The sequence below is a fragment of the Rhizobium hidalgonense genome (assembly GCF_002914525.1).
Taxonomy (GTDB): domain Bacteria; phylum Pseudomonadota; class Alphaproteobacteria; order Rhizobiales; family Rhizobiaceae; genus Rhizobium; species Rhizobium hidalgonense.
The window spans coordinates 88,656-114,163 of the sequence record NZ_LODW01000093.1 but is presented as its reverse complement, the minus strand read 5'-3'; the positions used below and the strand labels follow the sequence as shown (position 1 = coordinate 114,163).

The window sequence follows — 25,508 nt, the reverse complement described above, 5'->3', positions numbered from 1 at the left end:
TGCCGATATCTTCTGTTCGTCAGGCCGCAGGAGTGCAGCTTCCAACGTCCGCCGGCTTGACGCGGCCGGCCTGAAGATCGCTCCATTGCGGGATCGACGGGTCTGGGCCACCGATCGACGCCTCAAACGCGGCACGGTCCAGCTTGATCAGCCGTCCGCTCGCAAGGATGCTCACCATCTCTTTCTTGTCGACATAAGCCAGGCTGGCATCCAGCCGGCAGAAGAACCGCTTGCTGCCGTTTGAGACGACCCAACCGTAGCCGCCGGCCTTCCCCTTGGTGAGTTTGCCGATGGCGTAATCCTGCCCTTTAAGCTTCGAAAAGGATTCCGCCTGCGCAATCGTCGGCATGGCGGCGACGCCGATCACCGTAGCGGTGACCAACCACTTGAAGGAAAGCATCGAGTTTCATCCCCGGATTGAAAGACCTGAGCCCTATACGTTCCGGGAACGACGGACACAACTTTAATCTGCAGGGATGTTTAATCCACTAGATGCCCTTGCTGTCGGCATCCGGCATGATCTGTACGCCGTTGATCCTGTAGCTGCCGTCCGGCTGGCGGGTCATCTGGTAGATCGCCGTCCAGTCCTTGCCGTCGCGGCCTGAGATCAGCACCTCGTGATAGATCAGCGCACCGTTGTCGATCGAGCGGCTGCGGCCAAAGGCGTAGTTGCCGGGATGGTAGACCGGTTCGTAGCTCTTCTTGACCATGGCGAAGAACAGGTTCTTGTCGGGATACATCGCCCTGATGCCGGGAGCGGCGAAGGAATAGGCGGTCTCCGCATCGTCCTTGAGGAAGGCTTTGATCTGTTCCTCGATCATCGCCCGCGTCGTGTCGATCGGATCTTCGGCGCGGGCCGAGATGGCGGAGAGTATGGACGCGGCACACAGAATGACGACTGCGAAGAAGGCGCGCATGGGTGATCTCCAGCTCCATCAGGAAAGGCATCCCTGATGGAGCAGAAGTGTAGGCGATTTTCCGTTTAGGGAAAGCTGATTTACGACCAGCGCCGGAAGAGGGCGCTGGCATTCACCCCGCCGAAGCCGAAGCCGTTGGTAATGGCATAGTCCATCGCCACCGGCCGCGCCGTCTTGCCGACAATATCGATGCCGTCGGCATCAGGATCGGCCTCAACCAGGTTGCGGGTCGGCGGGGCGATCTGGTCGCGCAGCGCCAGGATGGTGAAGATCGCCTCCAGCCCGCCGGCCGCCCCGAGCAGATGGCCGGTCGCCGATTTCGTCGCACTGACGGCAATGCCGCCATCGCGCCCGAAGACCGTGCCGATCGCGGCAATCTCGCCTCTGTCGCCGACCGGTGTCGAGGTTGCATGCGCGTTCAGGTGCTTGACCTCAGAAGCCGCAATCTTCGCCTGCCGGAGGGCGGCCTCCATCGCCCGGCGTGCGCCGTTGCCGTCTTCGGGGCCTGACGTCATATGGTAGGCGTCCGCCGCCGTGCCGTAGCCGACGAGTTCTGCAAGCGGCGTAGCGCCACGGGCAAGCGCATGCTCGAGCCTTTCAATGACCAGGATGCCGGCGCCTTCGCCCATGACGAAACCGTCGCGCGCCGTGTCGAAGGGCCGCGAGGCCAGCTCCGGCGTCTCGTTGAAACCGGTGGAAAGTGCACGCGCAGCAGCAAAGCCGCCGAGGCTCACCTTGTCGATGCAGGCCTCGGCGCCGCCGCAGATCGCCACATCGGCTTCGCCGGAGCGGATCAGCCGCGCCGCATCGCCGATCGCCTGGACGCTGGCCGCGCAGGCCGTCACCGGCGCGCCGAGCGGCCCCTTGAAGCCGTAGCGGATGCTGACCTGGCCGGCGGCAAGGTTGACGAGGAAGGACGGCACGGTGAAGGGCGACAGCCGCCGCACGCCGCGCGCCTCACCGATCCGCACCGCTTCGGCGATCGCCGGAAAGCCTCCGACCCCGGAGGCGATGATCGTCGCGGTGCGCTCGCGTTCGCCTTCGCCAGTGGGCATCCAGCCGGCCTGTTTGACTGCTTCCTCCGTCGCCGCCATGGCGAAGTGGATGAAGCGATCCATTTTCTTCTGGTCCTTGGGCGTGATGGTGCGGTCCGGATCGAAGCCGGCCTCTGCATCCTCACCGATATCAGGAACGACACCGCCGACCTTGGCTGAGAGCTCGCCGACCACATCCTCGGTAAGCACTCTGAGACCCGAGGCGCCGTCGACGAGACGTTTCCAGGCGGGCTCGACGCCGGTGCCCAGTGGCGAGACAAGTCCCATGCCGGTGACAACGATGCGATCCATTCTATTCTCCTTTTTAGGCGTCGATGCCCAGATACCAGGCGCGCATGCGGGCAATCCGCGCACGCACCTCGTCATCGGCGGCGGGGCCTGCAAGCAGGCTGGTGTTTTCGGGTGTCACCTGTTCGCCGGTCCGCGTGTCCACAAGCACCGTCTGGCGCGATTTGCCCGCGGTATCGCCGAGCAGAAAGGCGAGGTCTTCTTCCGGAATGTGCCGGCTTCCCCAGGAAAACAGCGTCATCAGCACCGGAAAGAAATCGCGGCCCTTGTCCGTCAGCACATATTCGTAGCGGGCAGGGCGCTGATGGTAGAGACGCCGTTCGAACAGCTCCTGATCCGTCAGGTGCTTGAGCCGCCGCGTCAGGATGTTCGGCGCCACGCCGAGGCTCTTCTGGAAATCGTCGAAGCGCGAAAGTCCCTGAAAGGCGTCGCGCAGGATCAGGATGCTCCACCAGTCGCCGACGCTGTCGAGCGCACGCGCCACCGGGCATTTGAAATCGCTGAAGCTCGTCCGTTGCATACCGCAGTCACTATATCAGTGACTATCATTATGCAAGTTACTATCGGACATCACCTTCGAAATACCGGGCGAGCAGTACGCCGGCGACGAGCATGCCGGCGGCAACGAAGATCGTGTCGCCGGGCGTGCCGATGTAGAGCGGTCCGATATTGGCAAACAGCAGAAAGGCGATGAGGAAATTCGCCCAGCCCCAGACGACATTCGCGATCGGCGAGCCGAGCTTGCCCCTCGGCGCCATTGGCAGACGGAAAGGCCGGCCGCTGACGCCGTTGACGAAATGCGGGATGCCGGCGGTCATAAATGCCGCGGCGATGAAATGGACGATATAGGCAATCCAGGGCAAAGGTTTCTCCGGCGCTGCGAGTGGCGTCAACGGAGGAATGTGGCCGGGAAAGTCATGCCGGCAAGAGCAGCCTGGAAAAGCGCGCGCTGCGGCAGCCCGCCGCCGAAGGGCGACGGGTCGGCCGGATCAGACAAGCACGAAATCTTTGAAGTGAAGCGACGGAGAATTGTCGAGATCGGCGATATGGATCGCCGTGCCCGCCGCACTCCCATCCGCGTCAAAAGATAGGATGCCGCTCGCCTGATCGTAGATCAGTCTGTCATCCGCCTCGAGCGCTTTCGCGCCGACAACGAAATTCTCCTCCGAAAATGCGGACAGGCTGAGCGCGGCGAAAATCGAATGGTCGAGCAGCAGCTTGTCGCCCGCCGTGGCGGAGAAATCCCGGATCTTGTCGACGCTGATATTGTCGGGTTTCACATCGAAGACGAAGCTATCGCTGCCTGCGCCGCCGGTCAGAATGTCGGCGCCGGCTTTGCCGATAAGCTTGTCGTTGCCGAGCCCGCCGCTCAGCTGGTCGGCGCCTTTGCCGCCATTGATCGAGTTGCTGCCGTCGTTGCCGGTGAGAACGTTGGCCGTGTTGTTACCGACAGCGTTGAGATTGGCCGTCCCGGTCAAGGTCAGGTTTTCGATCGTTCCGGCCGTGCGCTTCGGATCGGCCAGGCTGAAGGAGATCGAAGCCTTGACGGTGTCCTTGCCGGATGCCCCTGTTTCATCGGCAAAATCACCCGCATTGTCGATCACGTAGGTGTCGTTGCCGCCGTGTCCCGACATCCGGTCGGCGCCGGTGCTTCCATCGAGGATATTGTTGCCGGAATTGCCGACGAGTACATTTGCCAGCGCATTGCCCGTGGCATTCACATTCGCGGTACCGGTCAGCGTCAGATTCTCGACCTCGCCGATCGTATGCGCCGTATCCCTGAGGCTGAAGCTGATCGACGACATGACGGTATCCGTCCCGCCACCCTTGCTTTCGTCAACGATTTGCGTGGGGTTGGTTACGGTGAATGTGTCGTTGCCCGCGCCGCCATAGATATGGCCGGTGGCCGGCGGCGGCGTGGTGGCGCTACCGCCTCCGATGTCGATGATAACGGGATGGTCGACGACATCCACGGTCAGGGACGACACATTGCTGAAGCTCTTGATCGCCGTCGTCCCGCTCAACGGATCGAAAATCTTCACAGAGCCGAACGAGGTCCCGAGATTGACCTTGACGCCTGTCGCCGCGGCCTGAATGGCCGTGTCGGTGGACTGGTTCCAGATATCGGGCTCGTTCCAGATGATGATCTGGGAGCTTCCGTCCGATTTTTCCGTAAGCAGGCTGTGCGCCGAGGAGGGCATGCCGTCGATCGAATAGTTGAGAGTGCCTGCGCTGAAGCTTGCCTTCTGAACACCGTCGTCCGCCAGTATTTCGGTCAGATTGTGGATCGCCGTCGCAGCCGGCTTGGCCGAATAGTCGAGATGAAAAAGGCCGAAATGCTTTTCCTGATTGGCGCCCTGCGGATCGGAATAGGCGTCGAGCAGCTCGTAGAGGAAGGTCTGTTTCGATCCGAGGGCTGCGCCGTCCATCAGCGTGTTGAGCAGAAGTTTTGCCTGCGTCGCTTCGCTGACACCTTCCCAGCCGCCATTGGTGTCGGCGGTGAGCGAGGTATGGTAGCCGGTCTCGGTTATCGCCAGCGGCTTGCCCGGATCGGCAGCGCGCTGAACGCCGGATTCTCGGGAGAGCCATGAATATGGCTGGCCGCCATCCTTCGCATAGGTGTGGATCGTCGTGTAGTCGGAGGCGGAGGCAACCGTATATCCGGTAAAGCCGAGGACCGGGATATTCTTCAGAAGCGGATCGGCATTGACGGCGGCGGACAGGTCCTTCTGATAGGCAACCGCTGCGGCCTGGCCGCTCAGGCCATGATAGCTGACCGGCCAGTTGTTGACCTCGTTCGGCCCCTCGATGCCGACGACCGAGCCGGGATGGGCCTCAACGAAGGCGTGCAGCCGCTGGGCCACGCTGGCGGGGTCGACCTCCCGCTGGGCGCTGAAGACGAATTGCACGCCGGCGTCGGCCGCATTGCCGAGATGTGTTTGGCCGTTAGGATCGGAAGCGGAGTTGGGAGCGTGATCGCGAACCGTGCCAAGGCCGAGATAATCGAGTGCCTTAACGACTTCTCCGACATTGGAATATTTTCCGTCGGTATAGTCGATATGTGTATCGATGCCAAAGGAACGGATAATATCGTTTATTCTAACGGCTTGGGCCATAGGTTCTCTCCCGATTTACGAGGGAATTGGCCATGGGAATATATCCCCCACTTGCTGTCCGCCAATTCGATTTAATACACGAGGAGGGACGTGTAGCGCTGCCCGTTAACCATGATTTATTGTTCTGAATGTGGCCCGTATCGGCCAGCAATTTACCCAATAGATTATCAATCTTTACTTGTATTTTTCCGGCCGGGCGGCAGATCATGCCTGGGTGAGAAACGGCCACACAGTCAGAGCCGGGGGAATCCGAAGTATCTGGAGGTTCCGATGACCGTCCGACGGCGAGGATTTCCTCGTGGTCGGATCGCTGAACGACGCTGCCTTCCAGCATGGCTATCGGCTGCGCAGCGAGCGTCTGGGAGACGGCCTCTGGGAAGAGATCTTCAATAGCGATGCTGAGACTTATGGCGGCTGGAATGTGGCAACGGCGGCGCAAAGATCAGAGCCACGGCGGGAATGCTCGAGGCCGCGCTGCCTGCATCAGGCGTCCTGGTGTTTCGCAGGCTGTGACGCGTCGCGCATCACGCCTTCCAAGGCAGCAGGCAATGGGTGCGCACGCCGCTCAGGCAAATCCGACCGGCAGGTTTTCCAGTTGTCTGCCGGCACCGTAGTCGCGCTCGTGCTGAGAGCGGCGGCGGCCGTCGCGGCGAGTGGACAGATCGATCCGGTTTTCGGCAAAGATCCCATCGGGATAGGTGCCGGTAGCATGGCAATCGGTGTCGATTTTAGGGGCAAGGATTTTCAGGATCATCGGGGTTCCTCCGCGGCGCACCATCAACACTCGGAAAGGCCGCTTCGTTCCCTTTATAAACTCTGAATTATTAATAAATTAACCATAAGCGGCACGGAGAGGCTAGGCGGTTGCCAACCTCCTGCCCACACACGTCGGCGCTGAATGGCCTTGCCGTGGAACTCACCGACTGTGATTGCCGTTGATATCGACGGACACAGGAGGTTTTCATGCAGTTGATCGATACGCGAGTGTCACAGGCCGGTGACATCTTCACCGTCGAATTCTTGGGCGAGGGAGGGGAATCGATCTCCGTCAAGATCGACAACTCTCACGGCGAACTCGACCACTCCAAGGCCGTCGACCACGCCAAGGTGATGATGGTCCAGCTGACCAGCTTTGCGGGCGGGGAGGCGGATGGCAGCATCAATCGTTACGATGCCCTGAGCAACGGCAATTTCGACGAAGGCAGCAAGGGCCTGATCGGCCAGCCGAGTGCACGTTCGAGCCACGACGCCGAAATGCTGGAAGAGGAGCTCGAGGAAGGCCTTGAGGACAGCTTTCCGGCAAGCGATCCTGTCTCGGCAACGGTTTCGTCCATTCCCGCCAACGCACGACGGCACTGATCGTACCGCGTTTTAAATTCCAAATGCCAGAGAAGGCTGCCCGTTCCGGCGGGCAGCCTTCTCCTTGCATGACAAATCGATGTCAAAACTGAGAAACAGCTGAAAACCGCGGATGTCTGATTGACATGGGAGCCTTCTAGAGAGGGCCCGAGAAGGGAGTGCGCAGGATGCGCTTCCCAGGTCTCGGAGACGCGCTCATGAAAATCATTCAGATCACCGACACCCATTTCAGCCCGAACAAGCCGCATTTCAACGGCAACTGGGCGCCGCTTCTGAACTGGATCGAAAGGACCGGCGCCGACCTGCTCGTCCATACCGGCGATCTCACCGTCGACGGTGCCGACAAGGACGAGGACATCACCTTTTCGATGGATCTGATGCGCCAGGTGTCGATCCCAATGCTGATCGTTCCCGGCAATCACGATGTCGGCCATCTCAAGGATTCCGACCAACCCGTCAATACCGAGCGGCTGGCCCGCTGGCGCAGCCTTGCCGGTGACGATCGCTGGCAGGAGGATGCGGCCGGGTGGCGCTTCATCGGCTTGAATTCGCTGCTTCTCGGTCATGAGGACGAGGAGGAAGAGGCCCAGTTCGAATGGCTCGCCAAGGCATTCGAAGAGAGGGCAGGGCGGCGCGTGGCCCTTTTCGCCCACAAACCTCTGTTCGTCGATGCACCGGATGAAGGCGATACCGGCTACTGGAGCGTTCGTCCGGTCCAGCGCCGGCGGCTCTATGATCTGATAGCAGCCCATGACGTGGCGCTGTTTGCCAGCGGCCATCTCCACTGGGCCTGGCAGGGACGTTTCGACAATACCCAGCTGATCTGGGGTCCGTCGGCCGCCTTCATCATCGACAAGATGGAGCGCGAGATGCCGGGCGAGCGCCTGATCGGCGCCGTCGTTCACGAGTTCGATACATCGGTCGAAAGCGAGATCGTCGCCGTCCCAGGCATGACTGCTTATGTGCTCGACGACGTCGTGCACGAGGTCTACCCCCAGGCGGTCAAGCAGCGGGAGCCCGTCGAATGAGCGCGCTTTCGCTTCGCGGCATCGCCAAGGCATTCGGCGGCAACCAGATCCTCAATGGCGTCAGCCTCGATGTCGGGGCGAGTGAATTCATCGCGCTGGTCGGCCCCTCCGGCTGTGGCAAGAGCACGCTGCTGCGCGTTCTCGCCGGCCTCGACCATGCCGACCGTGGTGAGATCCTGATCGGCGGACGAGACATGTCCGGTGTGGCGGCTGCTGAGCGCAACATCGCCATGGTCTTCCAATCCTACGCACTCTATCCGCATCTGACGGCCTCGCAGAATATTGCCGTACCGCTGGCGATGCGCCGCCTGTCGAGAATGGAGCGGCTGCCTTTCGTTGGATCATTGATGCCGGGCCAGCGCGCCACCCGCGCGGCGATCGCCCGCGACGTCCGGGAGATGGCGGCATCGCTGAAGATCGACCACCTGCTCGACCGCAAGCCCGGCCAGATGTCGGGCGGCCAGCGCCAGCGCGTGGCGCTCGCCCGCGCCATGGTGCGCCAGCCGAGCATCTTCCTGATGGATGAGCCGCTGTCCAATCTGGACGCCAACCTGCGCGTCCACGCCCGCGGCGAAATCGTCGAACTCCATCGCCGCGCCGGCGTGCCGACGCTCTATGTCACCCATGACCAGGCGGAAGCGCTGTCGATGGCCGACCGCGTCGCCGTCATGATGGGCGGCCGATTGCTGCAGATCGCAAGTCCTCAGGTCATCTATGACGATCCGGCCCATATCGAGGTCGCCCGCTTCATCGGCCAGCCGCGCATCAACCTGCTTCCCGCCTTTGCCGAAGGCGGTGTCGTTCTCTGCGGCGGCCTGCGGCTGACGCTTGAAAATGCACCCGACAGCAAGATGCCGGTGATGCTCGCCATTCGCCCGGAATTCGTCTTTCTCGCCAAGAGCCGGCACGACGGCCTTGCGGCCCGGATCGAACGCCTCGAATTCCTGGGGTCCGAGGTCATCCTCCATTGCCGGCTCGACGCGATCGGTGAGACGATCATCGCCAAGGTACAGCCGTCCGAAGCCTCCGGGCTTGCGGCGGGCGATGCCGTCGGACTGCGATTGTCGCCAGGCCGCACGCTGATCTTTGCCGAGGACGGCAGCCGGCTGGCCGGCTTCGTTGCGAGTGGTGATGCCGGACTCAGCGCTACTGATGCCGGGCCTGCTGGCAATTCCGATGCCGAGCGGGAGAGGGCGCATGGCTAGCGTCGCCTCCCTGGTCATCCCTGATAGTGCCGCCATTGCGCATCGCCGCAGTGAGGCCCGCATCGCCTGGATGCTGGTGCTGCCGGCGGTCGTCCTGCTGTTTCTCTTCGTGCTGTTGCCAGTCGCGGCTGTCGTCGCCCTCGGTTTCACCGACTTCGAACTCGGTTACGGCAAGTTCCGTTTCGTCGGCTTCGAAAATTACGCGCACCTGATCACCGACCGCACCTTTCGCAAGTCGCTGTGGAATACGACGGTCTATACGGCGATCGTAGCACCGGTCTCGATCCTTCTCGGCCTCGGCATCGCCATGCTGATCGAGAGTGAGACCGCGGCGCGCAGCTTCTTCCGCACCGCCTACTTCCTGCCGGTCGCCTCGCTGATCGTCGCCATGGCGACCGTCTGGCAATATATGTTCCACCCGACGATCGGCCCGGTTAACGCGCTGCTGGCGCTTGCGGGATTGCCCGGCCCGAACTGGCTGGGCAGCTCCGGCACGGTGCTTTACAGCCTGTCGATCATCGGCGTCTGGCAATCGGCCGGCTTCAACATGGTGCTATTCCTGGCCGGGCTGACGGCGATCCCGCGCGAGCTTTATGCGGCAGCCGAAGTCGACGGCGCCAGATCCTCCTTCGACCGCTTCCTGCTGGTCACCTGGCCGATGCTCGGACCGACGACGCTTTTCGTCATCACCATCAGCATCACCAATGCGGTCAAGGTCTTCGAGACTGTGAAGACGCTGACCGAGGGCGGCCCGAACAAGGCGTCTGAGGTGTTGCTCTTCACGATCTACCAGGAGGGCTTCGTCTACCTGCGCGTCGGCTACGCCTCGGCAATGACGGTGGTGTTTCTGCTGATCCTCGTGGTGCTGATGTTCCTGCAATACCGCATTCTCGACCGCCGGGTGCATTACACATGATGGCGAGCGCTTTTTCCCTCGGCAGGATCATCCGCCTGAGCCTGCTTTCCGTCGGGGCGATCATTTTCCTCGCGCCCTACATCTTCATGATCTCGGCGGCCGGCAAGACGCAGAGCGACATCTTCACTTCATCGCTGTCGCTGATACCGGCGCATCTCGCCTATGCCGAGAATTTCGCCAAGGCCCTGAGCCGGGTGCCGATGGCGCGGCTCTTGTGGAACGGCGTCGTCGTCTGCGGGCTGATCTTCTTGCTCCAGGTGCTGGTGGCGATCCCCTGCGCCTACGCCATGGCCAAGCTGCGCTTCGCCGCCGCCCGCGCCATGATGGTGTTGGTCATGCTCGGCCTTCTCGTGCCGATCCATGCGACCGCGCTGCCGCTCTATGTCGCTTTCAACAGTACCTCGCTGCTCAACAGCTATGCCGCTCTGGTCGCGCCCTTCACCATTTCGGTCTTCGCGATCTTCATGTTCCTGCAGTTCTTTCGCGCAATGCCCGACGATCTCATCCATGCCGCCCGTCTCGACGGCATGTCGGAGCTCGGCATCGTCGCCCGCGTCATCGTGCCGAATGCCTGGCCCGCGGTCACCGCCTTCGCCATCTTCTCGGTCGTCGCCCATTGGAACGATCTCTACTGGCCGCTGATCGTCATCAGCAAGCAGGACTATGCCACGCCACCGCTTGGGCTGATGTATTTCCGCGCCGCCGAAGCCGGCGACGATTACGGCGCGCTGATGGCCGCGACCCTCATCATTACCCTTCCCCTCGTCGCCGCCTTCCTGCTTGCGCAGAAGCGGTTCGTCGAGGGCATCACCATGACCGGTCTCAAAGGCTGACCGGCTTCAACCAGGAGAACGAGCGATGAAACAAATCACCCAGCTTCTCGCCGCAGCGGCCGTCTCGATGGCAATCGCGCTTCCGGCGCATGCCGAAACGACGCTGACGGTTCATTACCCGATGCCGGGTTTCTTCAAGGACGTGATGGACACGATCTCGAAGAAATTCATGGCTGAGAGCCCCGATATCAAGATCCAGTTTGCCAGCCCCTCGGCAACCTATGAAGAAGGCATCCAGACGATCCTTCGCCAGGTCGGCACCAGCGAAATGCCCGACATCACCTTCATCGGCCTGAACCGCCTGCGCATGCTCGACGAACGCGACGTCGCCGTCGACCTCGGCCCGCTCGTCAAGAAGGACGGCAACATGGCCGAGCAGGGTTTCTCCGACACGATCCTCAAGCTTGCCCAGGTCAAGGGCAAGCAGGTAGGCTTGGCTTTCGCCACCTCCAATCCGATCATGTATTACAACGCCGATCTCGTGAAGGCGGCCGGCGGCGATCCCGACAATCCGCCGAAGACCTGGGACGAGGTCATCGCCCTCGGCGGCAAGATCAAGGCGCTCGGCAACGGCGTCGACGGCATCGATTTCCGCTGGCAGGGTGACGACTGGATGTTTTCCGCACTGCTTTTCGGCGCCGGCGGCAAGATGTTGAGCGACGACGAAAGCAAGGTTGCCTTCAACGGCCCGGAAGGCGAAAAGGCCGTCGAAGTTCTGCATCGCCTCGTCACCGAGGGCGGCATGCCCGTCTTCACCAAGCCTGCCGGCGAACAGGCTTTCGCAGCCGGCAAGGTCGGTTTCGAATTCCAGACAACGGGCGCGCTGCGCAACACCATCAAGAATGTCGGCGATAAGTTCGATCTGCGCACCGCCAAGATCCCGCTGATCGATCCGGTCAACGGCCGTCTTCCCACCGGCGGCAACGCCGTCGTCATCCTGACGCATGACGCCGCCAAGCAGGATGCTGCCTGGAAGTTCGCCAAATTTGCCGCCGGCCCCTACGGCGCCTCCGTCGTCGTGCCCGGCACCGGCTATGTCCCGAACAACGAGCTTGCCGCCAAGTCGCCGGAATATCTCGGCGACTTCTACAAGCAGAACCGGCTGTTCCAGGCAGGCCTCAGCCAGATGCCGGTGATGATCCCGTGGTATGCCTTCCCGGGTTCCAACGGCGTCAAGGTCACGCAGACGATCGTCGACAATCTCTCGCGCACCGTCGACCAGTCGGCCGAGCCGAAGGAAGTGCTCGACGACGCGGCCGCCGATGTCGAGGGCATGCTGCCGCGCAGCTGATGATCCTGCCCGTCAGGGAAGAGGGTAGGGCCGCCACGCCAAGCGCGTGGCGGCCCTTTTGTTTCGAAGCTTCAGATGGCGCGCACCGTGCCACCGCGGCGAAGCGTATAGGCGACATCGAGATGGCGGGCAGGGGCGGCGTTCTCCGCCATGTCGAGCAGCAGCGAGGCGGCTGTCGCCCCCATGCTCGCATCCGGCATTTCGATTGTCGTCAACGGCGGATCGATCAGCCGACCGATGGCGATGCCGTCGAAGCCGGCAACCGAAACATCCCCGGGCACCGACAGCCCCTCCCGCTTCAGCGCGCCGATGACGCCGAGCGCCAGAAGGTCGTTGGAGGCGATGATCGCAGTCGGCGCCAGCGAGGTCATTGTCGTACCGAGATCGAGCTGGTCATAGCCGCCGACGAAGGGGATCTGCACGGCGTCGAGCGGTGTCAGTCCGTTCTCCGCCATGGCGTCGAGATAACCCCGGTGGCGAAGGCGGGCGCGGTCGGAAGCGGCGAAATTGCCGGAGAGGACGAGAATGCGGCGATGCCCCATGCCAATCAGGAAGGTGGCGATCTCGCGGCCGGCGCCGCGATTGTCGGCGGTGACGGCCGCCGGAAACTGCGCGGTCGGCAGGTTGTTGAGCAGCACGGTCGGCGGCAGCCTGGCCAGCAGCGCCTCGCTGGTCGAGGGATCGCAGACGGTCAGGATCAGCCCGGTTGGCCGGTCGTTCAGAAGTGCTGCGACGGCATCGGCCTCGCGCCCCGGATCGTAATTCGACTGGGCGATCAACACGCCATGGCCGGCCACCAGCATGCGGTTCTGGATGCTCGACAGCGACGAGGCAAAGACCGGATTGGTGATGCTTGGAATCAGCACGCCGACCACCGGCCTGCGCCCGATCCGCCCGGCGGAGAGGCCGGCCGGGCGATAGCCGAGTTCTGCGGCGGCGCGGCGCACCTTGCGCACCATCAGCTCGCTCGCCGGTCCATTGCGGTTGAGGACCCGGCTTGCCGTTGCCAGCGAGCATCCGGCCCGGAATGCGACCTGCTGCAATGTCGCCATCGAAAACGCCTCCTGGTGACAGATAAGGCGCAATCCCTTAGGAGACTTCGATGACATTGGTCTGACATTGGGTGAGGCGCTAGCCGAAGTTTTCGCTTCTCGTCGTCTCGCACACAGGGAAGTTGAAGAAAAATGCAACCTGTGGAATAGTCAGATCAACGCGATCCCCCCTTCAAGCTCATCCCTGGACAAGAATGTTTCACAAAATGGAATGCTCCGCCGCCTGGCGGTTTCTCGCGACGGTCGCCCTTGTCGCAAGCTTCGCGTCGTCGACCTATGCGGACACCCTGTCCACGCCCTGGCCGCAAACGCAAAGCGACCTCCAAGCCGACACCAACGTCCATTTCGGCACGCTTGCCAATGGAATGCGATTTGCGATCATGCGCAATGCCACGCCACCCGGGCAGGCAGCGATCCGCCTTCGTATCGGCTCCGGCTCGCTTGAGGAAAACGACAACCAGCAGGGCCTGGCGCATTTTCTTGAGCACATGGCCTTCAAGGGTTCGACACATGTCGCCGAAGGGGAGATTATCCGCATTCTGCAGCGCAAGGGCCTGGCCTTTGGGCCTGATACCAACGCCCATACCTCTTATGATGAGACTGTCTATGCGCTCGATCTTCCCGAGGTCGATGCCGACACGGTTTCGACGGGCCTGATGCTGATGCGGGAGACGGCGAGCGAGCTGACCCTCGATGCCGGCGCCTTCGATCGCGAACGCGGCGTCATCCTGTCGGAGGAGCGGCTGCGCGACACGCCGCAATATCGCGCCGGGCTCGGAATCATGAATTCGTTGCTCGCCGGCCGGCGCGCGACCATGCGCGCGCCGATCGGCAAGACCGACATCATCAGCAATGCCCCCGTGGATCTTGTCCGTGATTACTACCGGGCCAATTACCGGCCCGAGCGGGCGACGCTGATGGTTGTGGGCGATATCGACCCCGCGGCCATGGAAATCGAAATCCGGCAACGCTTCGGCGACTGGAAGGCCTTGGGGCCGCCGCCTGCAAAACCGGATCCTGGCACATTGGAGACGAAAGGCGAAAGCGCGGACGTCCTCGTCGTTCCCGGCGGCATGACCAGCATACAGGTCGCCTGGACGCGTCCCTATGACGCCGCGCCCGACACGTTCGCCAAGCGCCGCGCCGGGTTTATCGAAGATCTCGGCCTGTTGGTGCTCAAGCGTCGGGTGAGCACCATCGCCAGCAAGGCGGACGCCCCTTTCATCAGTGCCGGCGTCGGCTCCCAGAATCTGCTCGATTCCGCGCATGTCGTCCTGATCGCGGCGAATTCCGAGCCGGATAAATGGCAGGCGGCGCTCAAGACCATTGATCAGGAACAGCGGCGTATCCAGGAATTCGGCGTTGCGCAGGCAGAGATCGATCGCGAAATCCTCGAATACCGCTCTGCCCTCCAGGCTGCCGCAGCTGGCGCCGCGACGCGCACGACCACCGACATCGCTTCCATGCTGGCGAGCAGCGTCGATGACGATCAGGTTTTCACATCGCCCGCCGAAGACCTTTCGCTGTTCGAGACGATAACGAACGGCGTCACGGCGGCCGAGGTCAATCAGTCCCTGCGGCAAGCTTTCTCCGGCAATGGTCCACAGGTCGTGCTGCAGACCGCGCAGTCACCCGAGGGCGGAGCCGATGCGGTTCGGCAAGTCTATAATGCTTCAAAGGCTATTGCTGTCTCGGCATCAACCGGTGCAGCCGACGTCGCTTGGCCCTATACTCATTTCGGCGAGACCGGCGCCGTGGTCGAACGCCGCGCCGTCGATGATCTCGGCTTGACCATGGTGCGCTTTTCCAACGGCGTACGGCTGACCGTCAAGCCGACCAAGCTGCGCGCCAACGAGGTGCTGGTGCGCGAAGATGTCGACGGCGGCCGGCTGGAGCTGTCGCAGGACCGTCCCGCCCCGATCTGGGCATCTCCGGCCGTCGCGCTATCAGGCGTGAAGGCGATGGATTACCAGGATATACAGAAAGCGCTGACGGCCAACATCGTCGGCATCGACTTCTCGGTCGGCGACAGCTCCTTTAAGTTCGACGGTCGCACGCGGACGGAAGATCTTGCGACGCAATTGCAGCTGATGGCGGCATACACTTCCGATCCCGCATACCGCCCAGAGGCATTCAAGCGGGTGCAGCAGGCCTATTTAAGCGGCCTCGATCAGTATCAGGCGACCCCCGGCGGCGTTGTCAGTCGTGATTTCGCAGGTCTCGTGCATTCCGGCGATCCGCGCTGGACCTTCCCTAATCGCGCTGAGTTGTCCGCCGCTAAGCCGGAAGATTTCGAGACCCTGTTCCGGCCTATGGTTTCCAACGGCCCGATCGATATCACCATCGTCGGCGACGTCACGGTGGATGGCGCAATCCGGATGACAGCTGAAACCTTCGGCGCTTTGCCGCCGCGGCCGGAGGCAGCGCCGAGCAATGATTGGGGTGACGTGCGTTTTCCGGCGGCGAACAAGACGCCCGTCTTGCTGACCCATAGCGGCAGGGCGGATAATGCGGCCGCTGCCTTCGGAGTTCCGATCGGCGATTTGCTCTCCGATCTGCCGCGGTCGTTCACGGCCAATATCGCCACCCAGATTTTCCAGAACAGGTTGATTGACCAGTTTCGTATCGCCGAAGGCGCAAGCTACGTCCTGGAGGGTGACACAAACCTGTCACGGGAAATTCCCGGCTATGGCTACGCGTTTTTCTACGTCGAAACGGAGCCGGCAAAGATCGCGCGCTTCTATGCACTTGTCGCTGAAGTCGCCAACGACCTGCGGTCGCATGGTGTCTCTTCGGACGAGTTCGCACGCGCCCGGGAACCGATCATCGAGACACTGAAGCACCAGCGGCAGAGCAACGAATATTGGATTGAATATCTGCGCGGCGCTCAGACGGATGAGCGCCGCTTGGACCGGATACGCGACAATCTCAGCGGCTACGACAAGATCACCCCCGAGGATATCCGCGAATTTGCCGCGACCTATTTCAACCCGGAAAACTTCTGGAAAATGGAAGTGCTGCCTGCGGCGGTACGATAGGTGCTTCGAATGGTATAGGTTGAACCGTCGCCAGCAAACGGAGGTCCGCTGCGAGCACAAGGAAATTCCGCGATCAGCTCCGCCGTCTCTCGGCCATCAGAAACACCGCCAGGACACAGCTGAGCAGGCCAAGGGAGAACGGCAGCCCTTGATGTCCGATCAGTTGCATCGCCAATCCTGCCGCGGGCGAGCCCGCCATGCCGCCGACTCCCCAAGCCAAGGCGAAGGCCGCGTTGCCGGCGATCAGGGCCTGGCCGGTAAAACGCTCGCCGAGCTGGATCAGCGATAGGGTGTAGATCCCGAACGAGACCCCGCCCCAGACGAAAACCAGTGGCCAGATCAGCCATGCGTCGAAGACCAACGGCAGCAGCAGGCAACCGGCAAGGCAAGCCAGGACGCAGAATGCCATGGTGGGCTTCGAGCCGAACAGTTCGGCGAGGCGACCGAGCAAGATCTGCATCACGGCATTACCGGCGATGAAACAGGTGAGCAGCGAAGCGATGCGTCCCTCGGCGCTGCCGAGCGCCGCGCCATAGACTGCGAAGAGAGAAAGCAGGATCTGTTCGAAGGCGGCAGCTGTGAAAACCGCAAACAACAGCAGCGGCGCCAGCACGAGAAAGCCGCCCAGCGATGTTGCCTCGCCTTCACCAGGCATCTTTGGCACGCGTGGCGCGACGGCAATCACGATGAAACCGCAGGCGAGGAAGGCCGCGATGCCGATCACGAAGGGCGGCCAGCCCTCCGTGCCGGTGAGGCCGAGCGACAGCGGCCCGATGGCGAAGCCTGCTGAAACGATCGACGAATAAAGGCCCATGATACGGCCGCGCCGCAGCGCCGGCGTGATCGAGATCAGCCACGTCTCGCTGATCACATATAGCGGATTGGCGAAGACGCCGAGCAGCAAGCGCAGCGGCATCCAGGCCCAAACATTCTGCATTAAGCCAATCACAATCAGGGTGAGGGCGGCCAGGATCGCACACAGAATGGCCAGCCGCGCCCCGCCCAGGCGCCGCGACAGCGCCGGAATGAAGGGCGCCGATACGATGAAACCCAGCGGCGTCATCGCCGCCGACAGGCCGATCAGGCCAGATGTCGTTCCCTGCCGCTCCAGGATGAAGCTCAGCAGGGGATAGGTCAGCCCCTGCGCCACGGCGAATACCGTGACGGTCGCGATGATCCCAGCCATCGCCGCCCATGGGATGCGGGCCCTCGTCGGTGATGGGATAGTTTCGGCACTCATGCAGATGTCCTCGCTCAAGAGGATGAATTCTGCGGGAAATGGCGAGCGCCGTAATTAAGGTCTCCCAAAAAGTTCTCAAAAATTTCCAAAAGGGCTAAACAAGTCAGGATCGAACGCAGGACTATCAGGAAATGACCGCCTCACCCACTTTTCTCGGCCTTCCCAATCGCCTCGCTGATGATCGTTTGCCCCGCGCGGTGATTTTCGCGGCTGCCCACGGCACCACCTATCCCGGCAAGGACAGCAGCGGCTATGCCTTGGCCGCCGGCGCCATCCGTACTGCAAGCCAGATCGATGCCGGGCTCGTCGAGCACTGGGATTTCGATCTCGGCGGTCCGCTGTTCGGAGGCAAGCCGATCTCATGCATCGACGCCGGCGATGTCGAAACCACCATGCACGACAATATCGGCAACAGGGCTCGGATCGAGGCGAAGACGCGTGAGCTATTGGCGCTGCCGGCCATACCGATCCTGCTCGGCGGCGACTGTTCCGTGACCATTCCGTTCCTTGCCGGCTTTGCGGCGCAAGGGCCGGTCTGGGTCCTGCAGATCGACGCCCATATCGACTGGCGCGACGGGGTGCATGGCGAACAACACGGCTATTCAAGTCCGATGCGCCGAGCGAGCGAGATGCCGCATGTCGCCGGCATGGTGCAAGTCGGCCTGCGCAGTGTCGGCAGCGGGCGCACCGCCGACGTCGAAGCGGCGCAACGCTATGGCAGCTGTTTTGTGACCGCTCGCGAGGTTCATAGCCAGGGCGTCGGCGCCGCCCTCCAGCATATCCCGGACGGAGTGCAGGTCGTCGTCACCCTTGATTGCGACAGCATCGATCCGGGCATCATTCCGGGCGTGGCGGCGCGTACCCCCGGTGGCCTCACCTACACGCAGGTGATCGACCTGATCGCCGGCCTCGGCAGACGGGCGAGGATCGCGGGATTCGATCTTGTCGAGCTCTATCCTCCCGCCGACATCGCCGGCCTGTCGGCGCTCACCGCCGCGCGGGTCCTCGTCAATGCGATCGGCGCCATCGTCCGGCAGACTTGATCCTGCTTCGCACAGCAAGCCACGTGTATGGGATCACGAGCGAGTTTCATCCAAGCTTTAAAGACTCTAGGATAAGCCTATGCAGGAGTTTCATTTTGCCTTTGGTCCGTTCGTGCTTGATCCGGCTGCGGGAACGCTCCTTCGGAATGACGATCCGGTTGCCGTCGGCCATCGCGGGCTGAAGCTGCTAGCGGCGCTCGTCGGGCGCGCCGGCGAAATTCTCGGCAAGGCGGAGTTGATGGATGCGGCCTGGCCCGGCAGGGCCGTCGAGGAGGGCAACCTCACCGTCCAGATCGCGCAGCTGCGAAAGCTGCTTGGCCCGGCTGCTGACGGCCGCCAGTGGATTGCCACGGTTCCGCGCGTCGGCTACCGCTTTACCGGGGCAATGCATCAGCTCGGCGCCGTCAAGCCGAAAGCTTTGCCGCTGCCCGACCGGCCATCTATAGCTGTGCTGCCCTTCGTCAGTATCAGCAACGATCCGGAGCAGGAATTCTTCGCCGATGGGTTGACGGAGGACCTGATTACCGACCTCAGGATCCCGGGCTTGTTCGTCATCGCCCGCAATTCGGCTTTTTCCTACAAGGGAAAGGCGGTCGACGTGGGAGAGATCGCCGAGGAACTCGGCGTGCGTTACCTCCTCGAAGGCAGCGCCCGACGCGCAGCAGGGCGGGTGCGCATCAATGCCAAGCTGATCGACGCCGTCAGCGGCGATCACCCATGGGCGGAACGCTTCGATCGCAGCCTCGACGATATCTTTGCCGTTCAGGACGAGGTGACGGAGAAGATCGTCGAGGCGCTGCTCGGGCGGCTGCGCGCACCACCGCCGCGCAAACGGCCAAGCAGCCTCGAGGCTTACGATCTCTGTGTGCGGGCGCGCAGGCTGATGGACGATTCCCCGCAGGCGGCTGAGGAGGCGCATCTGATGCTAACACGCGCCGTCTCCCTCGACCCCGATTATGCCGAGGCCTATCGCTGGCTTGCCATGAACCACTGGATGGGATGGGTTCATAGCGGCGGGCCGACGGAATCCCGCCGTAGTCTTGCTATGGAACTGGCGCAAGGCTGCCGCGATCGATCCCAACGATGCCGGCTGCCGTTGGGTCCTGGCTTACCTGCTTGCTTATGATCGCGATTTCGAAAAAGCGGATGCCGAATTCGCCAAGGCGATCGAGCTCGATCCGAACGAGGCCGATACTTTTGCGGCGCTATCCGACATCACCGTCCTTGCCGGCCGGGTCGGGGAGGGGCTCGAACACATTCGCAAAGCGTTCCGGCTGAACCCGTTTCCGGCAAGCTGGTACTATCTGACGCTCGGTCAGGCGCAATATGCGGCCGGGCAATATGCTGCCGCCGTCGAGACGCTGCGCCGCGACGAGACCTATCGCACAAGCTCACGCCGTTTCCTGGCGGCAAGCCTTGCCCAGCTTGGGCGGCTCGACGAGGCTCGCGCCGAGACCGACCTCTTCCTCGTCGCGAACCCGCATTTTTCCATCCGTCACTGGGCAGAAACCGAGCCGTTCCGCGACGCTCGAACGCGCGAGCATTTCGTCGATGGCTATCGTAAGGCCGGTCTTCCCGAATGATCGCCGGGCCGCGCCGCCCGCCAGACCAGCGGAACCAGCACCAGGGCGGCGGCCGGAAGGACGATCCAGTTGATCGTCTCCCAGCCGGAGCTATGGAGAAGCGACCCGGCTGAGAAAGATGCGCAGGCGACCGTACCGAAGACCATGAAGTCGTTTGCGCCCTGCACCTTGCTGCGTTCCGCCGGCGTGTGGCAGTCGGCCACCATGGCGGTTGCTCCGATGAAGCCGAAGTTCCAGCCGATGCCGAGCAGAACCAGCGAGAGCCAGAAATGGGCGATGTCGAAGCCGGAGAGCGCGACGGCCGCCGAACTTCCGATGAGAAGCAGGCCGACGGCCGCGACGCGTTCCTTGCCGAAGCGCACCATCAGGCGGCCGGTAACGAAGCTCGGGGCATACATGGCGAGAATATGCCATTGGATGCCCAATGCCGCCTGGTCGATCGAGTGACCATGCCCGACCATGGCGATCGGCGACGCCGTCATGACGAAGGTCATCAGCCCGTAGGATACGACACCGGTTGCCATGGCAAGGAGATAGCGCGGGGATGTCAGGATCTGGAAAAGGGGCCGCTCCGGCGCGCTTTCCGATGCATGAGCCGGCGGCGGCGTCGATGTGCGAAGCATGAGCAGCACCGGAAATGCCACGGCTGCAAGGACGGCCTGACTGAAGAAGCTTCCGGCGAAGGGCGTTCCCGGAAGCGCATCGCGGGTCCAAATTACCAGTTGCGGGCCTATGATCGCTGCGATCAGGCCACCGACCATGACGCGGGCGATCGCCTTCTGGCTCTGCGCCGCGGTGGTATTGTCAGTCGCGGCAAACCGGTAGCTTTGTACGTAGGAGGAATAGAAGCCTGCGAGACAGGTGCCCAGGCAGAACACAAAAAAGCTGGAGAGCATAATCCCCAGCGCAGCGATCAAGCCCGAAACCACGCCGATCACCGAGCCCAGCAGATATCCGGACTTGCGTCCGAACCGACGCATCACCCAGGCGGCAGGCAGGGTCCCGAGCGCCAGCCCAAGGCTGAGAAGGCTGACGGGAAGCGTGACCAGATCGGGATCGGTCGACAGATGCTGCCCGACCAGACCGCCGAGCGAGACGATGATCGGAGCATTGGCGCCACCGAAGGCCTGTGCAACCGTCAGGACCCAGGAGTTGCGCTTTGCGGCTGCCGGGTCGGCCGAGGCTTGATGCATCACGTTCATCTGGAATCCATCTTCGACAGGATGTCGGCGACCGCGCGACCGGCAGCGACGACTGCGCCGGCGAGATAACCAGGTTCGGAAGGACTTGTCTCGCTTCCCGCCAGGATGAGGCGGTCCTTCCACAGGCCAGACACCCATTGCGAGTTTCCCGGCAGCGGATGCCCGCCGCCCACACGGTCGGCGGCGGTGGCTGTCAGCGGATCGGCCGCCCAGTCCTTCAGCAGAACCGCTCGAGGCTTGAGGGCCGCTGAGCCGAACAATTTGGAGAGTTGTGCCAGGCAGGCTTGTTTCAAAGTCTCCTCGCCGAGCGCAGCGCGCTGATCTGCGCCGACACCTGGGAAGCCGAAGAGGGCGGCCTTGCCCGAGGCGGTCGTCGCGTCAGGGATTTCCACCAGCGGTCCCACCATGCTCTGCGCGGTGCCCGACAAGCCGGCTGTTCGCCAGAATGGTTCGTCGTAGACGGCAAAAAACTTCGCGTGCGGAGCCATCCATGTGGCGGTGTCGCGCCAGCAGGCGGCGGTTGCCTTATCCTGCTCCGGGCTGAAGCTGACGGTCGCTTCCAGCAGCCGGGGCGGGAGGGCCGCGACAACTTGCTCCGCCTGGAGGATGTCGCTGCTTCCCCGGCCTGTTTTGACGGTAAGTTCAATCCCGGTGTCGGACAGCGACATCGCCGTCACCGTCGCATCGCAGAGGATCCGGTCGGCGGGAACGTCGCGCGCCAATGCACGCACCACCGATGCCATGCCGCCGGAAAGCCGCATCGACTGCTGGTCCGCCATTATGGGTTGGTAGCGCTGCGGCGTCTCCCGGGACATCCTTTCGATGATCACGTCGCCCTCACTGTTTTGTGCGAAGGAATGGAGGCTGAGTTCGCCGATCAGCGTCTCCATCGGCGGCTGCATCTGCGGCCAGTACCAGGACGGGCCGAGGTCGAAGCCGTCTTCTGCCGGCATGCCGGCTTCATCGGCCGTCAGAATGCGGCCGCCCAGCCGATGCCGTGCTTCGAGAACGATCACGTCGATACCCGAAGCGTGGAGCGTGCGTGCCGCATAAAGGCCGGCGAGGCCGGCACCGACGACGGCTACTCTGCATGCTTTCATCTCGCCGGTCCTTCATCTTCTGCCTGGTCGAAGCTGCAGACGTCGTCGTGAAGCAGACGGGCCGCCTTGTGCCAGACCTTTGCGCCACGATCTCCAACCCGTGCGCGGAACATTTGGCCCTGGGGAAGGCGTAGCCAGCTCCAGCGTTCAAGTGTATCGCCGGCCTCGGTCAGGGAGCCGTCGATCACCAGCAGCTCAAGTCCTTGGGGATTGGCGAACTCGATGTCGGCATTCGCTCGCCAGTCCTCGAGCATTACACGCTCGTATGCTCCCTCGAAGAGGGTCGTCGACGACGTGACTGTATCGCTAAGCCCGCCGCTCCGGCCTTCGCCGGGCAGGCGGACGATCCGTTCCCGGTCGCCTTGCTTGAACTGCCAGAGCTTGACGAAGATCACGCATCCGTCCCCGCTTCCGGGTGCATGCCCGGTTCCGGGAGGGTTTCTGACGTAGCTGCCGGCCGGGAAGTCGCCGCTCTCGTCCTGGAAGACGCCGTCCAGAACGAGAAACTCTTCACCGCCTGGATGTTCGTGATGCGGGAACCGGCTGCCGGCCGCATAGCGCACGATCGAGGTGGCGCGGGCCTTTTCACCGCCGATGCGGAACAGCATGCGCCGATCCACGCCTTTCGCGGGGCTCGGCATCCACTCGAGCCGGCCGGCATGAGCTAGGGCGCGCCGGGAGAAGTCGTCATTGAGCAACATGGTCAAAGCTCCGATCTGCCGCCGTCGACGACGATCTCCGCACCGAGCATATAGCTCGACGCGTCGCTGGCAAGGAAGCAAACCGCGGCTGCGATCTCCTCCGGCCTGCCCATGCGCCCGATCGGCACCTGTGCGCCGACCCGCTCTGCATAGGCGCGAAACTCTTCCTCGGTCTGGTGCTTTCCGCGGTGAATAGGTGTCTCGATCGAGCCCGGGCTGACGGCGTTCACCCGTATCCTGCGGTCGATCAGTTCGGCCGACATCGTCCGCGCGAAGGAGCGAACGGCCGCCTTGGAAGCCGAAAGGATCGCCCGTCCCGGCGTGCCGACCTGGTTCAGCCAGGAGGTGTTCAGAATGATCGAGCCACCCTCGCGCATCAAGGGCAGCACGGCCTGGACCGTGAAGAAGACGCCCTTCACATTCGCATCCATGATCTTATCGTAGGTCTCTTCATCCGTGGTTGCGAGCGGCGTACCAAGCGCCACGCCGGCATTTGCGAAAACGATGTCCAGCGACCCGAACGTGTCCTCAAGCTCTGTTCGCATGCGCTTCAGGTCATCAAGCGAGGATATATCGGCACGGATCGCAACGACACCGCCGCCCAAATCATCCACAGCGTTGTCGAGCTTCTCCTGCGATCGGCCGGCAATGGCCACCCGCGCACCGCCATTGCGCAACTGTCTTGCAGCCGCGAGACCGATCCCGCTCGAGCCGCCTGTGATCAATGCCGTCTTTCCCTGAAACATTATCCTGGAACCTCTTTGTCTTTCCTCCAGGGTAGCTCACGCGATTGCATTGGCGAGGAAAACCGGGCATACCGCAAAGAAAGAAAATCTTTGTCGTGAGCGAAATGCGAGACCTGACTAGATTGAAGTCCCTGCAGGCGCTGGAGGCTTCCGCGAGACATGGCAGCTTTGTCGGAGCGGCAGCCGAGCTGGATGTCACGCCCCCTGCCGTCGGGCAGCTCGTGCGTTCACTGGAGGATTGGGTCGGCTATCCGCTGTTTAGGAGGAGCCGTTCCGGCGCCGAAAGGCTGACGCCGGTCGACGAGGCGCAGGACGCGCTGGATGATATCGCGGAAGGGCTCGACCTTCTCGAAACCGGGCTGCGGAAGCTTCGAGGCAGGAAAGCCCGGTCGGTCGTGGTGGTCACGGCGTCCCAGGCGCTGGTTGCCAACTGGCTGCTTGCAAGATTGGACGACTTCTCGACGAACTACCCGACGATCGATGTCCGGCTTGATGTGTCGGACAGGGTCATCGATCTGGCCCAAGGTGAGGCCGATGTCGGCATACGCTGCGGCCTTGGTTCCTGGAAGGGTGTGAAATCGACATTCCTGATGAGCGAGGAGATTATCGCGGTTTGCCACAATCGGCTGCTGCCCGTGGATCGGGACGTGACCGCCGGGTGGATCGTCGATCAGACGCTGATCCATGACGGCACGCCGCACCCGGGCGGCGACTTTCCGACATGGGCCGAATGGCTGGCGAGATCCGGTGCAAACCAGGTTCCATCGGAACGCGGGCTGAGGATCAACTCCACGGCGGCGGTGATCCAGGCTGCCGTTGCGGCGAGGGGCGTCGCCCTCGTACGCAAGGCGCTCGTGGCACAGGAACTCGACAGCGGAAGGCTCGTTCACCTATTGCCTAATGTCCGCTGGCCGGTGAAGTGGGCGTATTACATCGTTGCTGCGCCAAAGGCGTTGCGTCGATACGAGATTGCGGCGTTTCACGACTGGCTGGTCGCGCGCCCGAGATAGGTGCCGAGGAATGATCCCGAACGAATGATCGCGCGCTTCAAACGGCCATATTCGACGCTGCCGACATCACCTCCCGGGGCGCGGGACCGCCGAACATATGACGGCCACCGTCCTCGACTTCGGTGAAACACCAGCGCACGACACCATCGCGATCGAGGAGGAATTCGCCGACAAGCTGACCATGACCGGTCGCGATCATCTGCGTGTCATCCTCGGTGAATTCATAACCATCGGCCTTGTCGAGATATTCCACCGCCGCCATCACGCCCATGGGCGCCGGAAGCTCACCCGGCATGTCGATCTGCATCGATGACACCGTGCTCATGCTGACTTTGTGCGGCCAGTCGTTCTCGTCTTCCGTGAACTGAAGATTCGGCAGGCCGAAGGCCTTGTGCGAGACACGTTCCGGATCGGAGGCGGCCAGCAGATTGGGAAGCGGATGGTAGCGGAAATAGAGGCGGGCGCGGTCGATCGGCGTATTGACGACGGTCAGGCTGTCGATGCCTTTCTCCTGCAATGCATCGGTCAGTTCGGCCATGGCGGCGATCTGCCGTCGGCAGAAGGGGCAATGCAGCCCGCGGAACAAGCCGACGAGCACCGGCTTCTGGCCGCGAAAATCGTCGATGGCGATCTTGCCCTGCCGGGTGATCGCATCCAGCACCACGTTCGGCGCCCGATCTCCAGGCTGCAACGGTCTTTCCGAGTGGTTCTCCTGCATGTTTAGTTCCTCCTCTTATCCATTTGACGTGATTGAACTAACCCATCTCCAGCGGTTGCCCTGAGAG

Annotated in this window: 23 protein-coding genes and 2 pseudogenes; 11 read left to right on the top strand and 14 right to left on the bottom strand. The window is 62.5% G+C overall.

Annotated elements, in window-relative coordinates; translation table 11 throughout:
* Window positions 1–19 precede the first annotated feature (19 nt).
* The 6 genes from ATY29_RS28400 to ATY29_RS28375 all read right to left on the bottom strand — a co-directional run bounded on the left by ATY29_RS28400 (window position 20) and on the right by ATY29_RS28375 (window position 5,376).
* Entirely contained in the window at window positions 20–400 is a 381-nt protein-coding gene (locus tag ATY29_RS28400; RefSeq protein ID WP_097533495.1) for a hypothetical protein, read from the bottom strand.
* A gap of 88 nt (window positions 401–488) precedes the next feature.
* Window positions 489–917 (bottom strand): DUF4864 domain-containing protein, encoded by a 429-nt coding sequence (locus ATY29_RS28395; protein WP_097533494.1) that lies wholly within the window; start codon window positions 915–917, stop codon window positions 489–491.
* Between the two features lie 80 nt (window positions 918–997).
* Complete coding sequence (fabF, locus tag ATY29_RS28390) at window positions 998–2,263, bottom strand: beta-ketoacyl-ACP synthase II (protein ID WP_003573143.1); 1,266 nt, start codon at window positions 2,261–2,263, stop codon at window positions 998–1,000.
* A 13-nt stretch (window positions 2,264–2,276) separates the two neighbouring features.
* A complete protein-coding gene (locus tag ATY29_RS28385) occupies window positions 2,277–2,780 on the bottom strand; it encodes a winged helix-turn-helix transcriptional regulator (RefSeq protein ID WP_003573141.1) in 504 nt (167 codons plus the stop codon).
* Window positions 2,781–2,820: 40 nt separating this feature from the next.
* Complete coding sequence (locus ATY29_RS28380; RefSeq protein ID WP_097533493.1) at window positions 2,821–3,123, bottom strand: hypothetical protein; 303 nt, start codon at window positions 3,121–3,123, stop codon at window positions 2,821–2,823.
* A gap of 126 nt (window positions 3,124–3,249) precedes the next feature.
* A complete protein-coding gene (locus tag ATY29_RS28375) occupies window positions 3,250–5,376 on the bottom strand; it encodes a calcium-binding protein (protein ID WP_097533492.1) in 2,127 nt (708 codons plus the stop codon).
* A 277-nt stretch (window positions 5,377–5,653) separates the two neighbouring features.
* Between ATY29_RS28375 and ATY29_RS38380 the strand changes: the two are divergent.
* Window positions 5,654–5,889, top strand: a pseudogene (locus ATY29_RS38380) (alpha amylase C-terminal domain-containing protein); the annotation flags it as partial.
* A 52-nt stretch (window positions 5,890–5,941) separates the two neighbouring features.
* Here the strand turns inward: ATY29_RS38380 and ATY29_RS28365 are convergent.
* Window positions 5,942–6,130, bottom strand: a complete 189-nt coding sequence (locus ATY29_RS28365) for a hypothetical protein (protein ID WP_003573137.1) — start codon at window positions 6,128–6,130, stop codon at window positions 5,942–5,944.
* A 209-nt stretch (window positions 6,131–6,339) separates the two neighbouring features.
* Here ATY29_RS28365 and ATY29_RS28360 point away from each other — a divergent pair, with 209 nt between their 5' ends.
* The 6 genes from ATY29_RS28360 (at window position 6,340) to ATY29_RS28335 (ending at window position 12,008) form a co-directional block, all read left to right on the top strand.
* Window positions 6,340–6,735, top strand: a complete 396-nt coding sequence (locus ATY29_RS28360) for a hypothetical protein (protein ID WP_003573135.1) — start codon at window positions 6,340–6,342, stop codon at window positions 6,733–6,735.
* Between the two features lie 197 nt (window positions 6,736–6,932).
* Window positions 6,933–7,763, top strand: coding sequence for a metallophosphoesterase family protein (locus tag ATY29_RS28355; protein WP_037092759.1), 831 nt, complete (start codon window positions 6,933–6,935; stop codon window positions 7,761–7,763).
* Window positions 7,760–8,968 carry an ABC transporter ATP-binding protein gene (locus ATY29_RS28350; RefSeq protein WP_097533491.1) on the top strand — a complete coding sequence of 403 codons (1,209 nt, stop codon included), beginning with the start codon at window positions 7,760–7,762 and terminating at the stop codon, window positions 8,966–8,968. Before ATY29_RS28355 ends, ATY29_RS28350 begins: the two co-directional genes overlap by 4 nt.
* The gene (locus ATY29_RS28345; RefSeq protein WP_037092926.1) at window positions 8,961–9,884 is read left to right on the top strand and encodes a carbohydrate ABC transporter permease; all 924 of its coding nucleotides are present in this window, start codon (window positions 8,961–8,963) and stop codon (window positions 9,882–9,884) included. The genes ATY29_RS28350 and ATY29_RS28345 overlap by 8 nt, the downstream gene beginning before the upstream one ends.
* Window positions 9,881–10,717 carry a carbohydrate ABC transporter permease gene (locus tag ATY29_RS28340; protein ID WP_003573129.1) on the top strand — a complete coding sequence of 279 codons (837 nt, stop codon included), beginning with the start codon at window positions 9,881–9,883 and terminating at the stop codon, window positions 10,715–10,717. Before ATY29_RS28345 ends, ATY29_RS28340 begins: the two co-directional genes overlap by 4 nt.
* A 25-nt stretch (window positions 10,718–10,742) precedes the next feature.
* Window positions 10,743–12,008: an ABC transporter substrate-binding protein gene (locus ATY29_RS28335; RefSeq protein WP_097533490.1), complete on the top strand. Its 1,266-nt coding sequence runs from the start codon at window positions 10,743–10,745 to the stop codon at window positions 12,006–12,008.
* A gap of 71 nt (window positions 12,009–12,079) precedes the next feature.
* Here the strand turns inward: ATY29_RS28335 and ATY29_RS28330 are convergent, their stop codons facing one another.
* Window positions 12,080–13,060 (bottom strand): substrate-binding domain-containing protein, encoded by a 981-nt coding sequence (locus ATY29_RS28330; protein ID WP_097533489.1) that lies wholly within the window; start codon window positions 13,058–13,060, stop codon window positions 12,080–12,082.
* A gap of 194 nt (window positions 13,061–13,254) precedes the next feature.
* Here ATY29_RS28330 and ATY29_RS28325 point away from each other — a divergent pair, with 194 nt between their 5' ends.
* Complete coding sequence (locus ATY29_RS28325) at window positions 13,255–16,098, top strand: M16 family metallopeptidase (protein WP_097533488.1); 2,844 nt, start codon at window positions 13,255–13,257, stop codon at window positions 16,096–16,098.
* A 73-nt stretch (window positions 16,099–16,171) separates the two neighbouring features.
* On the opposite strand, the gene ATY29_RS28320 is transcribed toward ATY29_RS28325, so the two are convergent.
* Window positions 16,172–17,338 (bottom strand): MFS transporter, encoded by a 1,167-nt coding sequence (locus ATY29_RS28320; protein WP_003573123.1) that lies wholly within the window; start codon window positions 17,336–17,338, stop codon window positions 16,172–16,174.
* A 131-nt stretch (window positions 17,339–17,469) separates the two neighbouring features.
* Between ATY29_RS28320 and ATY29_RS28315 the strand changes: the two genes are divergently transcribed.
* Entirely contained in the window at window positions 17,470–18,381 is a 912-nt protein-coding gene (locus ATY29_RS28315) for an agmatinase (protein ID WP_003573121.1), read from the top strand.
* A gap of 79 nt (window positions 18,382–18,460) precedes the next feature.
* Window positions 18,461–19,964, top strand: a pseudogene (locus ATY29_RS28310) (winged helix-turn-helix domain-containing tetratricopeptide repeat protein).
* On the opposite strand, the gene ATY29_RS28305 reads toward ATY29_RS28310, so the two are convergent.
* The 4 genes from ATY29_RS28305 to ATY29_RS28290 are packed head-to-tail and all read right to left on the bottom strand — an operon-like array spanning window position 19,937 to window position 23,713.
* The gene (locus tag ATY29_RS28305) at window positions 19,937–21,166 is read right to left on the bottom strand and encodes an MFS transporter (RefSeq protein WP_097533487.1); all 1,230 of its coding nucleotides are present in this window, start codon (window positions 21,164–21,166) and stop codon (window positions 19,937–19,939) included. The pseudogene ATY29_RS28310 and the gene ATY29_RS28305 overlap by 28 nt on opposite strands.
* Window positions 21,163–22,266: a flavin monoamine oxidase family protein gene (locus ATY29_RS28300; protein ID WP_097533486.1), complete on the bottom strand. Its 1,104-nt coding sequence runs from the start codon at window positions 22,264–22,266 to the stop codon at window positions 21,163–21,165. Before ATY29_RS28300 ends, ATY29_RS28305 begins: the two co-directional genes overlap by 4 nt.
* Entirely contained in the window at window positions 22,263–22,967 is a 705-nt protein-coding gene (locus ATY29_RS28295; protein ID WP_003573115.1) for a cupin domain-containing protein, read from the bottom strand. The genes ATY29_RS28300 and ATY29_RS28295 overlap by 4 nt, the downstream gene beginning before the upstream one ends.
* A gap of 2 nt (window positions 22,968–22,969) precedes the next feature.
* The gene (locus ATY29_RS28290) at window positions 22,970–23,713 is read right to left on the bottom strand and encodes an SDR family oxidoreductase (RefSeq protein ID WP_097533485.1); all 744 of its coding nucleotides are present in this window, start codon (window positions 23,711–23,713) and stop codon (window positions 22,970–22,972) included.
* A gap of 104 nt (window positions 23,714–23,817) precedes the next feature.
* Here ATY29_RS28290 and ATY29_RS28285 point away from each other — a divergent pair, with 104 nt between their 5' ends.
* A complete protein-coding gene (locus ATY29_RS28285; protein WP_097533608.1) occupies window positions 23,818–24,723 on the top strand; it encodes a LysR substrate-binding domain-containing protein in 906 nt (301 codons plus the stop codon).
* Between the two features lie 37 nt (window positions 24,724–24,760).
* On the opposite strand, the gene ATY29_RS28280 is transcribed toward ATY29_RS28285, so the two are convergent.
* Window positions 24,761–25,441 (bottom strand): peroxiredoxin-like family protein, encoded by a 681-nt coding sequence (locus tag ATY29_RS28280; RefSeq protein ID WP_003573110.1) that lies wholly within the window; start codon window positions 25,439–25,441, stop codon window positions 24,761–24,763.
* Window positions 25,442–25,508 lie beyond the last annotated feature (67 nt).

What these genes read in the sequence shown, in the direction of transcription:
- ATY29_RS28400 (WP_097533495.1), bottom strand. Translation starts at nt 400, where the DNA reads ATGCTTTCCTTCAAGTGGTTGGTCACCGCTACGGTGATCGGCGTCGCC.
- ATY29_RS28395 (WP_097533494.1), bottom strand. Translation starts at nt 917, where the DNA reads ATGCGCGCCTTCTTCGCAGTCGTCATTCTGTGTGCCGCGTCCATACTC.
- fabF (WP_003573143.1), bottom strand. Translation starts at nt 2,263, where the DNA reads ATGGATCGCATCGTTGTCACCGGCATGGGACTTGTCTCGCCACTGGGC.
- ATY29_RS28385 (WP_003573141.1), bottom strand. Translation starts at nt 2,780, where the DNA reads ATGCAACGGACGAGCTTCAGCGATTTCAAATGCCCGGTGGCGCGTGCG.
- ATY29_RS28375 (WP_097533492.1), bottom strand. Translation starts at nt 5,376, where the DNA reads ATGGCCCAAGCCGTTAGAATAAACGATATTATCCGTTCCTTTGGCATC.
- ATY29_RS28365 (WP_003573137.1), bottom strand. Translation starts at nt 6,130, where the DNA reads ATGATCCTGAAAATCCTTGCCCCTAAAATCGACACCGATTGCCATGCT.
- ATY29_RS28360 (WP_003573135.1), top strand. Translation starts at nt 6,340, where the DNA reads ATGCAGTTGATCGATACGCGAGTGTCACAGGCCGGTGACATCTTCACC.
- ATY29_RS28355 (WP_037092759.1), top strand. Translation starts at nt 6,933, where the DNA reads ATGAAAATCATTCAGATCACCGACACCCATTTCAGCCCGAACAAGCCG.
- ATY29_RS28350 (WP_097533491.1), top strand. Translation starts at nt 7,760, where the DNA reads ATGAGCGCGCTTTCGCTTCGCGGCATCGCCAAGGCATTCGGCGGCAAC.
- ATY29_RS28345 (WP_037092926.1), top strand. Translation starts at nt 8,961, where the DNA reads ATGGCTAGCGTCGCCTCCCTGGTCATCCCTGATAGTGCCGCCATTGCG.
- ATY29_RS28340 (WP_003573129.1), top strand. Translation starts at nt 9,881, where the DNA reads ATGATGGCGAGCGCTTTTTCCCTCGGCAGGATCATCCGCCTGAGCCTG.
- ATY29_RS28335 (WP_097533490.1), top strand. Translation starts at nt 10,743, where the DNA reads ATGAAACAAATCACCCAGCTTCTCGCCGCAGCGGCCGTCTCGATGGCA.
- ATY29_RS28330 (WP_097533489.1), bottom strand. Translation starts at nt 13,060, where the DNA reads ATGGCGACATTGCAGCAGGTCGCATTCCGGGCCGGATGCTCGCTGGCA.
- ATY29_RS28325 (WP_097533488.1), top strand. Translation starts at nt 13,255, where the DNA reads ATGTTTCACAAAATGGAATGCTCCGCCGCCTGGCGGTTTCTCGCGACG.
- ATY29_RS28320 (WP_003573123.1), bottom strand. Translation starts at nt 17,338, where the DNA reads ATGAGTGCCGAAACTATCCCATCACCGACGAGGGCCCGCATCCCATGG.
- ATY29_RS28315 (WP_003573121.1), top strand. Translation starts at nt 17,470, where the DNA reads ATGACCGCCTCACCCACTTTTCTCGGCCTTCCCAATCGCCTCGCTGAT.
- ATY29_RS28305 (WP_097533487.1), bottom strand. Translation starts at nt 21,166, where the DNA reads ATGAACGTGATGCATCAAGCCTCGGCCGACCCGGCAGCCGCAAAGCGC.
- ATY29_RS28300 (WP_097533486.1), bottom strand. Translation starts at nt 22,266, where the DNA reads ATGAAAGCATGCAGAGTAGCCGTCGTCGGTGCCGGCCTCGCCGGCCTT.
- ATY29_RS28295 (WP_003573115.1), bottom strand. Translation starts at nt 22,967, where the DNA reads ATGTTGCTCAATGACGACTTCTCCCGGCGCGCCCTAGCTCATGCCGGC.
- ATY29_RS28290 (WP_097533485.1), bottom strand. Translation starts at nt 23,713, where the DNA reads ATGTTTCAGGGAAAGACGGCATTGATCACAGGCGGCTCGAGCGGGATC.
- ATY29_RS28285 (WP_097533608.1), top strand. Translation starts at nt 23,818, where the DNA reads ATGCGAGACCTGACTAGATTGAAGTCCCTGCAGGCGCTGGAGGCTTCC.
- ATY29_RS28280 (WP_003573110.1), bottom strand. Translation starts at nt 25,441, where the DNA reads ATGCAGGAGAACCACTCGGAAAGACCGTTGCAGCCTGGAGATCGGGCG.